Source organism: Nisaea sp. (genome assembly GCF_039990255.1).
Classification (GTDB): Bacteria; Pseudomonadota; Alphaproteobacteria; order Thalassobaculales; family Thalassobaculaceae; genus Nisaea.
Genome location: NZ_JBDXGG010000007.1, coordinates 455,055 through 468,073, shown reverse-complemented (window position 1 = coordinate 468,073; position 13,019 = coordinate 455,055). Strand labels below are relative to the sequence as shown.

Here is a 13,019-nt window from a genome sequence, read left to right as displayed (position 1 = left end):
GCGTTCGGCATTCTAGGTCATTGCGAAGCCCACGGAACCGAGGCTAACCTTAACTTCACGCCTTCCGGAGCCACCCCATGCTGCATCCACTCCTCACACAGAATCTGGTCGACGCCTATTGGCGTGACGGTGCTGTCCTGATCAAGGGCCTGTTCAAGGGCCATGTCGACCAGATCGCAGCCGGAATCGAGCGCAATCTGGCCGAACCGGGCCCCTTTGCCGGTGACAATCTGAAACCCGGGGAAGGCGGGCGCTTCTTCGAGGATTACTGCAACTGGGATCGCATTCCGGAATTCACTGACGTGGTGCGCAACTCCCCCGCAGCCGAAGTCGCGGCAGATCTGATGGGTTCGAAGAGCACGCAGATGTTCCACGAGCACGTGCTGGTGAAAGAACCGGGCACCTCCAAACCGACACCCTGGCATCAGGACAGCCCGTATTACTTCGTCGAGGGCATGCAGAATGTCAGCTTCTGGGCCCCGGTAGATCCGGTGACCGAGGCGTCGCTGCGCTGCGTTGCCGGCTCGCACCGCTGGGAGAAGGAAGTCCTGCCGACGCGCTGGCTCTCCGACACGAATTTCTATCCGGGCGACGAGGATTACATGCAGATCCCGGACCCAGAGGCAGAAGGCATGCCCATTCTGGAATGGCCTCTGGAGCCCGGTGACGCCGTCGCCTTCCATTTCCGCAATCTGCATGGTGCGCGCGGCAACGAGACCGGCAACCGGCGGCGCGCTTTCTCGCTCCGCCTTGTCGGAGACGATGCCCGCTACGTGGAACGCCCCGGTCCGACCTCCCCGCCCTATCCCGGCCATGACATGAAGCCGGGGCAAGTGCTCCGGGAGGACTGGTTCCCTTTCCTCTATACCGCCTGATTAGAAAGATATCGCCATGACCGAGGCACGCCCTCAAGCCGTCCCGACTACCCTGCTGGACGATGACGTAGTCCGCATCACCCGGTGGGACTTTCAGCCCGGCGCCGAGACCGGCCATCATGTCCACGGCATGGGCTATGTCGTGGTTCCGATGACAAACTGCTCCTTCTTGCTCGAAGAGCCGACAGGACCGCGCCGTGTCGACATGGCCGCCGGTGCCGCGTACCGGCGTGATGCCGGGGTTGAACATAATGTGGTGAATGGCGGCGATGCGCCAATGGCTTTCATCGAGATCGAATACAAATAGCCAATTGCGCCTCAAGCGGAACCGTGACAGCGTTTTCCATCGGTTTGGAGCCTGAAACGGATGCACACGGTCATCGGTCGAAATCCCGGTACACCGCATGCCAAAGCGCATTGGTGGTGGCCACCGCCCGCCGCGCGTGAGTTCCGCGGACACGCATGAATTTGCCTGTCCGCTCATTCTCATGACGGACTGAAGGCAAAATCCATGATCACAGCATCGCTTCGTGCCGAGAGCGGCACGGTTCACGTCGCATGGCCGGAAGGCCTCACAGCGGACTATCCCTATCTCTGGCTCCGGGACAATTGCCCGAGCGGTTTCCACCCTCAGACCCTGGAACGGGAATTCGACCTGCTCTCGGTGCCGGAGAGCATCGCCCCGCGGAGCGTTGAAATCGTCGGCGATACCCTCACCATTTCCTGGACCAACGACAATCATGTCAGCCGCTTCGACACAACCTGGCTGAAAGCGCACCGTCCGGGCACGCAGCGTCCGGACCCCGCTGCCATCCCGGCCGAACCCTGGCGCGGTGACCTAACGGCAGCGTCTTTGCCGCGCATCACAGCGGACGACATGCTGAGAAGTGACAGCGCCCTGCTAGAATGGCTCGCCGCTCTGAAACGGACCGGCATCGCCATAGTCACGGAGTTGGCCGACGATCAGGAGGCAGGGCTCACAGCAGCGCGCCGTATCGGCCATCTGCGGGAGACCAATTTCGGGCTGACCTTCAATGTCGTCTCGAAGCCCAACCCGAACAATCTCGCCTATACCGCGCAGCGGCTGCCGCTGCACACGGATCTCGCCAATCAGGAACTGCCGCCGGGCTTCCAGTTCCTGCATTGCCTCGCCAATGAAGCGGAGGGCGGCGGCTCGCTCTTTGCCGACGGCTACGCCATCGCCGAGGACCTAAAGGCACAAGACCGGGAAGCCTACGATATCTTGGCGACCACAAAAATCCCGTTCCGGTTTCACGACCGGGAGAGCGACATCAGGAAGCATGACACAGTGATCCGGCTCGGCGCTGGAGGTATAGTAGAAGAGATCCGCTTCAACGCCCATCTCGCCGACATTCTCGATCTGCCGGCAGTCGCCATGCGGGACTTCTATCGGGCCTACCGGGCCTTTATGGCTCTCTCGCGGCAGGAACGCTATATCGTCAGCTTCGCGCTCGGATCGGGCGAGATGATAGCTTTCGATAATCGCCGCGTTCTTCATGGCCGTGACGCCTTCGATCCGGCGACCGGACGCCGGCACCTCCATGGCTGCTATGTCGACAGGGGTGACCTCGACAGCCGTATTCGAGTGCTGAGCCGCACCTGACAATCAACAATCAAGCCCGCTGCCGGGGGCTGGCAGCGGGCGACCAAACGCTACCTCTAAACCGCGAACTAGGCGTATATCGCCGACGCGTGCTCCGTTACCCAAGCCATCATGTCGCGCCACGGACCCGGCCCGTAGCTGATCCGGGCCACACCGAGGGTCGCCAGTTCCTGCGGCGCGGGCACGCCCGGCATGATCAGGATGTTGAGCGGCAGGGAGACTTCTTCCGCCGCCCGCTTGATCAGCTCCGGCGTCTTCAGGCCAGGCATGAAGATCCCGCTGGCACCGGCGTCCGTATAGGCTTTGGCGCGGGCCAGCGCCTCGTCCATCAAGCGCGGGTGATTGGCGGGCTCCCGGTCCTTCAGGAAAATGTCTGTACGGGCATTGATGAAGAACGGCAGGCCCGCGTCCTCGGCGGCGGCCCGTGCGGCGCTGATTCGCTCCGCCTGCTTTGCCACCGGATAAAGCCCCTCCCCGCCGACCTTCTGATCCTCGAAATTCACCCCGACGGCACCGGCGGCGATCATCCGCGCGATGTTCCGGCCCACGCCGCTCGGGCCCGCCGCATAGGCGCCTTCGAAATCGACGCTGAGCGGCAGGTCGCAGGTTGCCGTGATCCGCTTCACGATCATCTCCAGCATGTCGAGCGGGAGCGCCTCGCCGTCGCCATAACCCTGCGCGCCAGCGACCGACCAGCTTCCCGTCGCCAGCGCCTTCGCCCCGGCATCGGCCACCGCCTTGGCGCTGCCCGCATCCCAAATATTGAAGAGAATGACCGGATCACCCTTACGGTGAAGATCCGCGAATTCCTGTGCCCTGTCAGCCTGTGACATGTGTCTGTCCTTCCTCGTGCCTTGCATAGGCCTGTTCAAGCTCGATTAGTTTCTGTTTGCGCCAAATCCCGCCGCCATAACCGGTGAGCGAGCCGTCGGCCCCGATCACCCGGTGGCAGGGAATGGCGATGGCGATCTGGTTCGCCCCGTTGGCGCGGGCGACGGCGCGGGTCGCCGACGGTCGTCCGATGGCTCTTGCCAGATCGCTGTAGCTGCGCGTCGCGCCTGCCGGAATACGCCGCAATTCCTGCCAGACTTCCCGTGTGAAAGGGCTGCCGTGATAGGTTATCGGCGTTTCGAACCGGGCGCCTTCACCCGCAAAATAAGCTTTTAGCTCGGATTCGACCTGTTCCGTCGGGGCGAAGCGTCCGATACCGATGCCGCCGCGTGTCGCGTCCCGCAATCTCGACAGCTCACGCGGCAGCGCTTTGCGATCAACAAATTCGAGCAGATGCAGACTGGACTGGTCACTGACCGCGACCAGCGCGCCAATCGGGCTGTCGATCCAGTCCGCCTTCAGGAATTCCTCCCCGGTGAAACTGGCGGGAGACTGGCCGAGCAATCGGGCGAAAGCCGACCGGAAGCCGCTCGGCGAGTCGAACCCGGCCTCAAGCTGCGCATCAATCACCCGGCCACCGTCCGACAGGGTGACGAACCCGTCCCTGAGCCGACTGAGCCGGGCCATTTCAAGAAAGGTCACGCCGAACTGGCGCTTGAAACTGCGCCGGACGGTCGAGGGGTCGAGGCCAAGCGCTATCACATCCGCCTCGGTCCAGCGCCGGGCCGGGTCGGCTTCGAAAGCGGCAATGAGGATCTTCACCGCCGGATCAGCCTCCGCCGCCGTCGCCACCGGCTTGCAGCGTTTGCAAGGCCGGAAGCCGGACTCAATGCACTCGCCGACCGTGGTGAAGAAACGGCAGTTCTCGGGCTTCGGTTTCCGCGCCGGGCAATTCAGCCGGCAGAAAATCCCTGTCGAGGTGACTCCGACATAGACCCGGCCATCATAGGCCGGGTCCCGCCGGACAAGAGCGTCGTAAAGGAGGTCATGGTTTTCAATGTCGTACTGCATGCCCCTCCTCTATCAAACCGCGCCGGGACCGTCCGCCGCATTCCGGGCGGAGATATTGTTTTCCTCACCCTAGCCTTCCTCGACACCGTCACCCCGGCGCAGGCCGGGGCCCAGAGGATCATAGAGTATCGTTCGTCTTCCCTGGGTCCCGACCTCCGTCGGGATGACAACGGGAAAAATGCAGGGTGACGGTATTGAGGTTCGCTAGGAGGGAAGAATGAGCGCGAGTCCTTACCTCAGATCTCGATATGCCCCGAGAGATACCGCGCGGCCTTGCCGGCCATCTCCACCCGGTCGCCCAGAAGACTGCATTTCAGCTCGCCACCGCGGGACGAGATCTGCCGCCCGACCAGCGTCTTCTTACCGAGCCGGTCCGCCCAATAGGGGATCAGCAGGCAATGATTCGAGCCGGTCACCGGATCTTCGTCGATGCCATGGTTCGGCGCGAAATACCGGGAGACAAAATCGACCTGCCAGCCCGGCGCCGTCACCATGATGGAGACGGTCGGGAGTTTTCGCAGCGCCCCTAAATCCGGGCTCAGCGCGCGGATCTGATCCTCGTTCTCGAACACCGCCATCAGCCGGTCCCGTTCCGGTTCCTGCGGTGCATCATACAGCGTAGTGGGGACAGCTCCGAGGGCCTCGTAAAGACCTTCTGGTTCCCCCCTCTTCGCCGGCGGGTAGCTCGGGAAATTCATTACGTAAAATTCACCGTCCCGCCGAACGTGCAGGATACCGCTTCGGGTCCGGAAACTGATCTCCTGACGGTCCGGCATCAGGTCGTCGAAAATCAGCGCGGCACTCGCCAATGTCGCATGGCCGCACAGATCGACCTCCATCGCCGGAGTAAACCAACGCAAATGAAAGTCGGCCTCACCCGTGTCGTCAGGTACGAAGAATGCAGTTTCCGCCAGATTGTTTTCGGCGGCGATGGACTGCATGGTGGGATCGCTCAACCAACTATAAAGCGGACAGATCGCCGCCGGATTGCCAGCGAACACATTCTCGGTAAAGGCGTCGATCTGATAAATCGGAACCCGCATTTCCTTGTTTCCTTCTTGTACTTCTTGATTACTCAACCAGCGTCAGATTTATCCGCCGGTTCTGCTTGCCCTTGTTCTCGATCTTGCCGATCTGGATGCTGCCGATCTCCGCCGTGGAGCGGACATGGGTGCCGCCGCAGGGTTGGAAATCGACATCGTCGCCGATCCGGATCATGCGCACCTTGCCGCTTCCCATTGGCGGTTTGACGGACATGGTGCGAACGAGATCCGGATTTGCTGCCAGCTCATCGTCTGTGATCCAGGAAATGGAAATCCCGTGATCGCCAGCGATGATCTGGTTGAGCTGCTCGGTCAGCGCTTCCTTTTCCGGACGCTCGCCGGGAATATCGAAATCAAGCCGGCCCTTGCCCGCCCCAATCTGCCCGCCGGTCACACCGCCATCGACCACGGAGCAGAGTAGATGCAGCGCCGTATGAATGCGCATGTGCTTATAGCGGCGGTCCCAGTCGAGCGTGACTTCAACATCATCACCAACAGCCGGTATCGCCGCACCTTCTTCAAGCTTGTGCAGGATGCCACCCTCGCCCTTCACTGCCTCGTTGATGGCGAGAGTTCCGCCGGGGCCTGTCAGTGTACCGCTGTCGCCGGGCTGACCGCCGCCGGTCGGGTAGAAAACTGTACGGTCCAGCATCACCCCATCCGGGCCGGATGCCAGCACTTTCGCGGTGCAGGATTTCAGGTAGGACTCTTCCCGGAACAGCTCTTCAGTCACGTCGCAGTCTCCTTATGTGTCTCCGCGCCCATCAACACGTCGCGATAGAGCGTAAGGTCGACATTGGCACCGCTGAGGATAAGCGCAACCTTTTGACCTGCATTGGAGTCTTTCTCCTTGAGGCAGGCCGCGAGCGGTGCGGCCGCGGCGCCTTCGGCGACATTGTGGGTATCGGTGAAATAGTGCCGCATGGCGGCCTTGATCTCCTCCTCCGACACCCGAACGATCCGCTCCGCACCTTTCAGAATGACCTCGACCGCCTGCGGCACCGGCACACGGCAGGCAACGCCGTCCGCCATGGTGTCCGCGCTGTTGGTCGAGACCGGCTTCTTCTGCTCGAAGGACAGTGCATAGGCCGGTGCGTTCTCCGCCACCACGCCGATCACCTGCGTCTTCAGGCCGAGCGCATCCCGCGCCGCGATTACCCCGGAGATACCTGAGCCAAGCCCGATCGGGACATAGACCCGGTCAAGATCCGGGCAGGCCGTGAACAGCTCGAGTCCATAAGTCGCAACGCCACGCACCAGATCGGGATGGTAGCTGGGCAGCAAATGCAATCCCTCGCCCTCGGCCAGGGAGACCGCGTGTTCGAACGCCGCCTGGAAATCTGCGCCATGCTCGATCAGCTCAGCACCAAGTGCGCGCATGGCGGCGTTCTTCTCCACTGAATTACCATGCGGCACGACGACGACCGCACGCAAACTGGCCCGCGCGGCGGCGAAGGCGACGCTCTGTCCGTGATTGCCCCGTGTCGCCGTGATCACACCGGGGCAGTCGGGCTCCCGGCGTTTCAGGCTGTCCATATAGACCAGCCCGCCTCGCATTTTGAAGGCGCCGAGCGGGGTCTGGTTCTCGTGCTTGACGAAAATCTCCGCCCCAGCGCGCTGCGAGAGCAGTGGCCAGTGGTGTTGCGGTGTCGGCGGCACGAGCCGATGCACCAGCCGGGCCGTCTCTTCAAGTTCTTCACGTGTAAAGGAGAAAGCCACGATTTATCCTTCCCGGTTGCGGTTGGTCAGCCCGCATCATCTCAAAGCCGCAGCGAGCAATCCATGCAGGCACACAGAATTGTCACCATTTCGAATCACACAAATAGATACAATATTACGATTGATGCGATCCAATACCTGCGTAATATCGGTTCAATCATCGATCAATCGATACATTGTCACAGAGACAAAGTATGCACAGCCGCCCGATGGACTGGGTCCCCGACCTGAGCGACCGGCCCGGACCGAAGTATCTCTCGATTGCCCGCGCCATGGCGGAAGACATTGCCACCGGCGCGCTGCAACCGGGCACGCAACTGCCGACACATCGCGAGCTGGCCTATCAGCTCGGCGTGACCGTCGGCACCGTATCGCGCGCCTATGCCGAAGCGACCCGGCGCGGCCTGATCGATGGCGAGGTTGGCCGCGGCACCTTCGTACGCCGCCGGATCGGCCGGGATATGGGCGAGATACCGGCCGGTGCAAACCGGGGCGGGATCGATTTCGGACTGAACTTTCCGCCGATGGGGAACACGGAGCAGGAGGCCTTCTCCGATGCCCTGAAGGAAATCGCGGACAGCCGCGACCTGATGAATCTTATGGCCTACGCCCCGCACGGCGGCGCCCCGCGTCACCGCCAGGCGGCGGCAGACTGGATGCGCAGCCTTGGTGTCGAGACCGATGCCAGCCGCTCCATTGTTACCACCGGCGGGCAGAACGGCATGCTTGCAGCCTTCGCCGCGCTTGTGCAGGCAGGGGATACAATCCTTGTCGAGAAACTGACATATCCCGGCATTGTCCCCCTTGCCGAAATGCTCGGACTCAAGGTCCAGCCGGTGGAGATGGATGCCGAAGGCGTGCGCCCGGATTCCCTAGAAGAAGCCTGCCGCAGTTTCGCACCACGCGCGCTCTATTGCATGCCGACCCTGCAGAACCCGACCAACGCGGTGATGGGCGTGCAGCGCCGCGAGGACATTGCCGCCATCGCGAAACGCTACAACCTGATCCTGGTCGAAGACGACCTCTACCGCTTCCTGGTAGCGGACGCACCGCCGCCGCTGGCGAACTACCTGCCAGAACAGGCGATCTTCATCACCTCGGCGGCGAAGCAACTGGCGCCGGGCCTGCGCATCGGCGGCATCAGTGCGCCCCGCGCCATGGTGCCGAAGCTGGAACGGGCCATGCGGGCTTCCACCTGGATGGCCTCACCGGCCATGGCGGAAGTCTTCGCACTCTGGGTCGACCGTGGCGTCGCCAGCACGATGGCCCGGGAAAAGGCCGCCGAAATGCGCGGCCGTCAGACAGCCGCCGTCGAAATCCTGCAAGGGTTCGAATTCGCCGGGCACCCGACCAGCATGCATCTCTGGCTCACCGTGCCGGAACCCTGGACCGACCGCGATGCCGTCGCCGTGCTGGGCGAGCATGGCGTCATCGCCTCTTCCGGTCAGGTCTTCGCCACCGCCCCCGGCGCGGGCCGCAACCGTCTCCGCCTCTCCCTCGGCAATCCTAAGGACCTGAAGATCGTGCGTCACGGTCTCGGGGTTATCGCCGAAACCCTCGCCGGAGCGCCGCAACAGGCCGCCTCCATCGTCTGACCAACTTTTGCCCACCGCCCTCCCCCTGCATGCTGAAAGACCATCCGAAATGAAAGTCACCCCCGTCACCCTGACCGGCAAACACGTTCGCCTGGAGCCGATGAGCGAAGCCGCTATCCCCGCCCTGCAGGAAGCCGCCCTCGATCCGGCGATCTGGAAATGGACATGGCCGGGCACGGACCCGGATGCGGTTGCCGCCTATGTCCGTCTGGCGCTGGATAATCAGAAAAAGGGCATCGACCTGCCCTTCGTCACCATAGATCAGGCCAGCGGCGAGGTCGCGGGCTCGACCCGCTACATGACCATCGACACCAAGAACACGCGCGTCGAGATCGGCAGCACCTGGCTGAACCCACGCTACCAGCGCTCCCCGATCAACACCGAAGCGAAATATCTGATGCTGACCCATGCGTTCGACACGCTCGGCTGCATCCGGGTCGAGTTCAAGACCCATCACAGGAACGAGCAATCGCAAAACGCCCTGAAGCGGATCGGCGCGATCTATGAAGGCACCCTGCGCCAACACATGATCCACACCGACGGCACGCTCAGGGATTCGGTCTATTTCTCCATCCTCGACAAGGAATGGCCGGAGGTGAAGAAGATGTTGGAAGCGAAGCTGGCGGCGAGATAAATTTGATCAAATCACCATGAAATGGGCGGCGACGAAGGCACTCTGTGCTCTACTAGTCTTCTAGCCGCCTCATGTTCTCAACTAAAAATCGTTTAACCCGACCATCAAACCAATACACAAACCTACCTGTAATTTCTATTTTTCGGCGAAAATGCTGACTCCACGAATAATCGTCCTCAGGAGGCAAACGGCCAGGGATATTATCTTGAAACGGAATCGATCGGCCCCTCTCTTCCGAGAAAATTATCCCGGTCTTCGAAGAGCGACTCAAATTATTTACCACACCTACAATCGTCTCTATTTTTTGATCTAATCTCTCCGATTGGATACGAATTGCTGCACTTTCATCAATTGATGAAATGGGCGTTCTAAATGGCCCAGAAGTCATTGCAACATAATCCGCAGACCTACCGACGGGCCGAAAAATATCTTTGAATGAGTTAGCCGTAATACCTCTCAGAGTAAGGAAATCGGGCGCTTTCTCCTCTATGAATCTATCAGCTCTAACTTCTTGATTTTTTTCCTCTTCTGTTTTCTCAATCGCTACCCCACCCTCTTGACGGAGCAATTTATTTTGCTCCTGAAGCAATTCGATAACTTGTTGCATTTGCGGATCAGGTCGAGGGAACCAATCGTCAAAAGTTCTCTGAACCAAAACCGCGAAAGGAACAGTAATAACTCCGCCAATCACAGCGGCGGCTACAGTCGTACGAAACGATCCAGCTTCAGGTGGATATAAATATATTTGCACCACGCTTTTGGGAGCATGTGAAATCACGTCTCCAGTTACGTAGTAGTGCCCTAATATACTAATTACACGAGCCATGCCGTTGTAAGATATTGATGCGTCATACAAATCAAGGCGGTTTTTATCAGCGTCTCGACCATGAAACTCAAGCGCGAACTCCACCGACATAATTATACCCTAACAACTGCACACGATAAGGTTTAGAAGATCACAGTCGACTCATCAAATCAACGTCGCCACATGCTTCAGATAATCGATACGAAGCTTGTGACTTGAGCTACCCAATACGAGTTTTGTCCCGTTCGGACCGCCTTAAAGTTTTTGCTTTGAAAATTACCTCTCCACAAACCCAGCTGTAGCGACCAGAGCCAGCAAACCGGCATTCAACCCGCGCAGGCTCAATTCCGGTTCCACATCGATCCATTCATCAACCGTGTGGGCCCGGCCACCGGCGCCGCCATGGCTGAACTTCACGGCCGGGACGCCATGCGCCATCGGGATGTTGGCGTCGGTCGAGGAGGCGGAGAAGGCAGGTTCGAATCCATAGGCCTTGATGGCGGCGACGCTGGCCTCGACGATGGTGGTGTTGTGCGCCGTGGTGCCCGCCGGGCGGTTGCCGATCTGGGTGAGCTCGACGCTGATTTCGCCGTTTTCGGTATCGCCGCGCGCATTCTCGCCCGCGACCGCCGCGTCGATCAGCGCTTTTACTTCACCATCGACCCGGTTCAGCACCTCGGCGGATTCCGAACGCAGGTCAATCTCGGTCCAGACCTCTTCCGGAATGGCGTTCACCGACGTGCCGCCCTGGAACGTACTGGCGCAGTAGGAAGACCTGGGATCGTCCGGCACCTCGATTTTCGACATGCCGACCAGGAACGTGCCGAGCGCATAGGCCGGGTTTACCGTGCCGAAGGCGCCAAGGCTGTGCCCGCCCGGCCCCTTGAAGGCGACCTTGTAGCGGTAGGAGCCGACCCCGGCGGTGACCAGATCCTGGGTCTCGATACCGTCGAAGGTAAAGAAGGAGGCGATGCGTTCGCGATAGGCATTCTCGGTGAAGAGATAACGCACGCCGCGCAGGTCGCCCTTGCCCTCCTCGCCGACATCGCCGACGAAGAGAATGTCCTGCTCGGTCTCGATCCCGCCCGCATCGAGCGCCCGGATAAAGGCCAGCAGGGCCGCCAGTCCGCGCGTGTCGTCGCCGACACCGGGGGCGAACAGCTTGGTGCCCTCCCGGCGCACTTTCACGTCCGTGCCTTCCGGAAACACCGTATCCAGATGCGCCGCCGCCACGACGATCGGGCCATTGCCCCGCCCGCGCCGCAGACCGGTGACATTACCGATGCCATCACGCTGCACATCCTCCAGACCCAGCGCCCGGAACATCTCCTCATAGGCCGCTGCCCTCCTCTCTTCCTTGAAGGGCGGAGACGGAATCTCGGTCAGGGTGATGATCTCGCCGACGAACTTGTCGTGGCCGGCACGAAGGTCCTCTGTGGCTTTCTGGAACTGGGCGGAGACGCGGATGGTCGCGGTATCGTTGGTCATGGTTTTTCTCGCGGGGACGGTCGAAGAAGGGACAACACGATCACAGACTACAGGAAACAGAGCGAGCTCAGCAGCCGCCTGATCGGCATCACCGGATTGCCGATCAGGAAGCGCCAGAGCAAACTCAGCCAGCAACCACTCAGCTTTACATCGTAATTATGGGTAGAGCACAAATCCTTGCTTTGTAACTTTTGTGAAGCCACAAAACCACTCCGAGTTTAGAATCGAAAAATATTTACGCATAATCAGAGTGCCATATCGCTTTCAACCGAGGACCATATGACAAAAGCGTTTCTGAACCTGCTGTTTCTGGGTCTCTGTTTCTGTCTGCTTCCATTAAACGCGCCGGCAGCCGAAAGGCCGGTGCGTATTGTGATACTCCAGACCTTTCCGCCTCCCCTGCTGGAGAGATCGACCAAAGCGTTCCGCGCTGAAATGACCGATTTCGGATACAAGGACGGCACCGATGTCGATTACACAGTCCTGAACGCTCAGGGTGACTTCAAGCTTGCTAAATCCATCCTGAGATCCGCGATCGATGAGGTCAGACCCGATCTCGTCCTGACCATCGCCACCCTAGCAACCCGCGCGGGACGGCAGCTTCTATCGGACACAGCGATTCCCCAGGTTTTCATGATCGTTACAGACCCCGTCGGCGAAGGATTCGTAAGCGAGATGGGCAAAACCACCCGATCGAACATTACCGGGCAGAGCCACGTCGTGCCGGTGGACACCCAGCTGACGTTGGTCTCCGAGATACTGACAACAGCGAGAAGGGATACCCCGTTCCATATTGGTATCCTGCGGTCCACATATCCATCAGCAGTCAGCGAAACCGCCCAGTTGCGAGAGGTCGCATCACAATTTCCTGCCATTGACCTGATCGATCTCAGTTTTCCCTACTTGCCCGGCGAAAGCGCGCGTCCAGAAATGCATAAGTCTGCCATCGATCAGATTCATAAACATAAAGATACTCTGGACGGCCTTTGGCTTGTTGCCGGACCAAACCAGAGCAATCGCGACTTTATGAAAAAAGTCCGCGCCACCGGCGTTCCCATCGTGAAAAGCGGCAGCATCCTGAGCGCCCGCGCGGGGGCAATGATCGCCGTTCAATCCATTCCCGAGCTTAATGGCAGAGCTGCCGCAGAAGCTGCCAGCGCGATTCTTTCGGGAACCGATCCCGGAGATATTCCGGTAGTTCGGCCGAACAGTTTTGCTGCCGGCGTCAACATTGCGACCGCCGCCAGACTTGGAGCAATCATCCCCTCCGAGATTCTGGAGTTAGCGCAAGACAACGTCTTTCACCAACCGACCCTCGGCAACTGAACCTCTGT

Annotated in this window: 14 protein-coding genes; 6 read left to right on the top strand and 8 right to left on the bottom strand. The window is 60.2% G+C overall.

The window, feature by feature from the left end; genetic code table 11:
• Positions 1-77 precede the first annotated feature (77 nt).
• From ABJ076_RS06880 to ABJ076_RS06870, 3 genes are all read left to right on the top strand, one after another.
• Complete coding sequence (locus ABJ076_RS06880; protein WP_348194474.1) at positions 78-875, top strand: phytanoyl-CoA dioxygenase family protein; 798 nt, start codon at positions 78-80, stop codon at positions 873-875.
• Positions 876-891: 16 nt separating this feature from the next.
• Complete coding sequence (locus ABJ076_RS06875) at positions 892-1,182, top strand: cupin domain-containing protein (protein WP_348194472.1); 291 nt, start codon at positions 892-894, stop codon at positions 1,180-1,182.
• Between the two features lie 204 nt (positions 1,183-1,386).
• The gene (locus ABJ076_RS06870) at positions 1,387-2,499 is read left to right on the top strand and encodes a TauD/TfdA family dioxygenase (protein ID WP_348194470.1); all 1,113 of its coding nucleotides are present in this window, start codon (positions 1,387-1,389) and stop codon (positions 2,497-2,499) included.
• A gap of 68 nt (positions 2,500-2,567) precedes the next feature.
• Here the strand turns inward: ABJ076_RS06870 and ABJ076_RS06865 are convergent, their stop codons facing one another.
• The 5 genes from ABJ076_RS06865 to ABJ076_RS06845 form a co-directional block, all read right to left on the bottom strand.
• Complete coding sequence (locus ABJ076_RS06865) at positions 2,568-3,332, bottom strand: isocitrate lyase/phosphoenolpyruvate mutase family protein (RefSeq protein ID WP_348194468.1); 765 nt, start codon at positions 3,330-3,332, stop codon at positions 2,568-2,570.
• A complete protein-coding gene (locus ABJ076_RS06860; protein ID WP_348194466.1) occupies positions 3,319-4,401 on the bottom strand; it encodes a trifunctional transcriptional activator/DNA repair protein Ada/methylated-DNA--[protein]-cysteine S-methyltransferase in 1,083 nt (360 codons plus the stop codon). Before ABJ076_RS06860 ends, ABJ076_RS06865 begins: the two co-directional genes overlap by 14 nt.
• 236 nt (positions 4,402-4,637) lie before the next feature.
• Positions 4,638-5,444: a PhzF family phenazine biosynthesis protein gene (locus tag ABJ076_RS06855; protein ID WP_348194464.1), complete on the bottom strand. Its 807-nt coding sequence runs from the start codon at positions 5,442-5,444 to the stop codon at positions 4,638-4,640.
• A gap of 28 nt (positions 5,445-5,472) precedes the next feature.
• The gene (locus ABJ076_RS06850; protein WP_348194463.1) at positions 5,473-6,177 is read right to left on the bottom strand and encodes an alanyl-tRNA editing protein; all 705 of its coding nucleotides are present in this window, start codon (positions 6,175-6,177) and stop codon (positions 5,473-5,475) included.
• Entirely contained in the window at positions 6,174-7,163 is a 990-nt protein-coding gene (locus ABJ076_RS06845) for a threonine dehydratase (RefSeq protein WP_348194461.1), read from the bottom strand. The genes ABJ076_RS06850 and ABJ076_RS06845 overlap by 4 nt, the downstream gene beginning before the upstream one ends.
• A 194-nt stretch (positions 7,164-7,357) precedes the next feature.
• Here ABJ076_RS06845 and ABJ076_RS06840 point away from each other — a divergent pair, with 194 nt between their 5' ends.
• Together ABJ076_RS06840 and ABJ076_RS06835 are read left to right on the top strand one after the other, a co-directional pair.
• A complete protein-coding gene (locus ABJ076_RS06840) occupies positions 7,358-8,758 on the top strand; it encodes a PLP-dependent aminotransferase family protein (protein ID WP_348194460.1) in 1,401 nt (466 codons plus the stop codon).
• 49 nt (positions 8,759-8,807) lie between these two features.
• Positions 8,808-9,392, top strand: coding sequence for a GNAT family protein (locus tag ABJ076_RS06835; protein ID WP_348194458.1), 585 nt, complete (start codon positions 8,808-8,810; stop codon positions 9,390-9,392).
• A gap of 52 nt (positions 9,393-9,444) precedes the next feature.
• Here ABJ076_RS06835 and ABJ076_RS06830 read toward each other — a convergent pair whose 3' ends face one another.
• The 3 genes from ABJ076_RS06830 to ABJ076_RS06820 form a co-directional block, all read right to left on the bottom strand.
• Positions 9,445-10,308 (bottom strand): hypothetical protein, encoded by an 864-nt coding sequence (locus tag ABJ076_RS06830; protein ID WP_348194456.1) that lies wholly within the window; start codon positions 10,306-10,308, stop codon positions 9,445-9,447.
• Positions 10,309-10,473: 165 nt separating this feature from the next.
• Positions 10,474-11,685, bottom strand: coding sequence for a M20/M25/M40 family metallo-hydrolase (locus ABJ076_RS06825; protein WP_348194454.1), 1,212 nt, complete (start codon positions 11,683-11,685; stop codon positions 10,474-10,476).
• A gap of 47 nt (positions 11,686-11,732) precedes the next feature.
• The gene (locus tag ABJ076_RS06820) at positions 11,733-11,888 is read right to left on the bottom strand and encodes a hypothetical protein (protein WP_348199336.1); all 156 of its coding nucleotides are present in this window, start codon (positions 11,886-11,888) and stop codon (positions 11,733-11,735) included.
• A gap of 76 nt (positions 11,889-11,964) precedes the next feature.
• On the opposite strand from ABJ076_RS06820, the gene ABJ076_RS06815 reads away from it, so the two are divergent.
• A complete protein-coding gene (locus tag ABJ076_RS06815; protein ID WP_348194452.1) occupies positions 11,965-13,011 on the top strand; it encodes an ABC transporter substrate binding protein in 1,047 nt (348 codons plus the stop codon).
• Positions 13,012-13,019 lie beyond the last annotated feature (8 nt).

Coding starts and splice junctions, on each gene's coding strand:
- ABJ076_RS06880 (WP_348194474.1), top strand. CDS start 78: ATGCTGCATCCACTCCTCACACAGAATCTGGTCGACGCCTATTGGCGT.
- ABJ076_RS06875 (WP_348194472.1), top strand. CDS start 892: ATGACCGAGGCACGCCCTCAAGCCGTCCCGACTACCCTGCTGGACGAT.
- ABJ076_RS06870 (WP_348194470.1), top strand. CDS start 1,387: ATGATCACAGCATCGCTTCGTGCCGAGAGCGGCACGGTTCACGTCGCA.
- ABJ076_RS06865 (WP_348194468.1), bottom strand. CDS start 3,332: ATGTCACAGGCTGACAGGGCACAGGAATTCGCGGATCTTCACCGTAAG.
- ABJ076_RS06860 (WP_348194466.1), bottom strand. CDS start 4,401: ATGCAGTACGACATTGAAAACCATGACCTCCTTTACGACGCTCTTGTC.
- ABJ076_RS06855 (WP_348194464.1), bottom strand. CDS start 5,444: ATGCGGGTTCCGATTTATCAGATCGACGCCTTTACCGAGAATGTGTTC.
- ABJ076_RS06840 (WP_348194460.1), top strand. CDS start 7,358: ATGCACAGCCGCCCGATGGACTGGGTCCCCGACCTGAGCGACCGGCCC.
- ABJ076_RS06835 (WP_348194458.1), top strand. CDS start 8,808: ATGAAAGTCACCCCCGTCACCCTGACCGGCAAACACGTTCGCCTGGAG.
- ABJ076_RS06830 (WP_348194456.1), bottom strand. CDS start 10,308: ATGTCGGTGGAGTTCGCGCTTGAGTTTCATGGTCGAGACGCTGATAAA.
- ABJ076_RS06825 (WP_348194454.1), bottom strand. CDS start 11,685: ATGACCAACGATACCGCGACCATCCGCGTCTCCGCCCAGTTCCAGAAA.
- ABJ076_RS06815 (WP_348194452.1), top strand. CDS start 11,965: ATGACAAAAGCGTTTCTGAACCTGCTGTTTCTGGGTCTCTGTTTCTGT.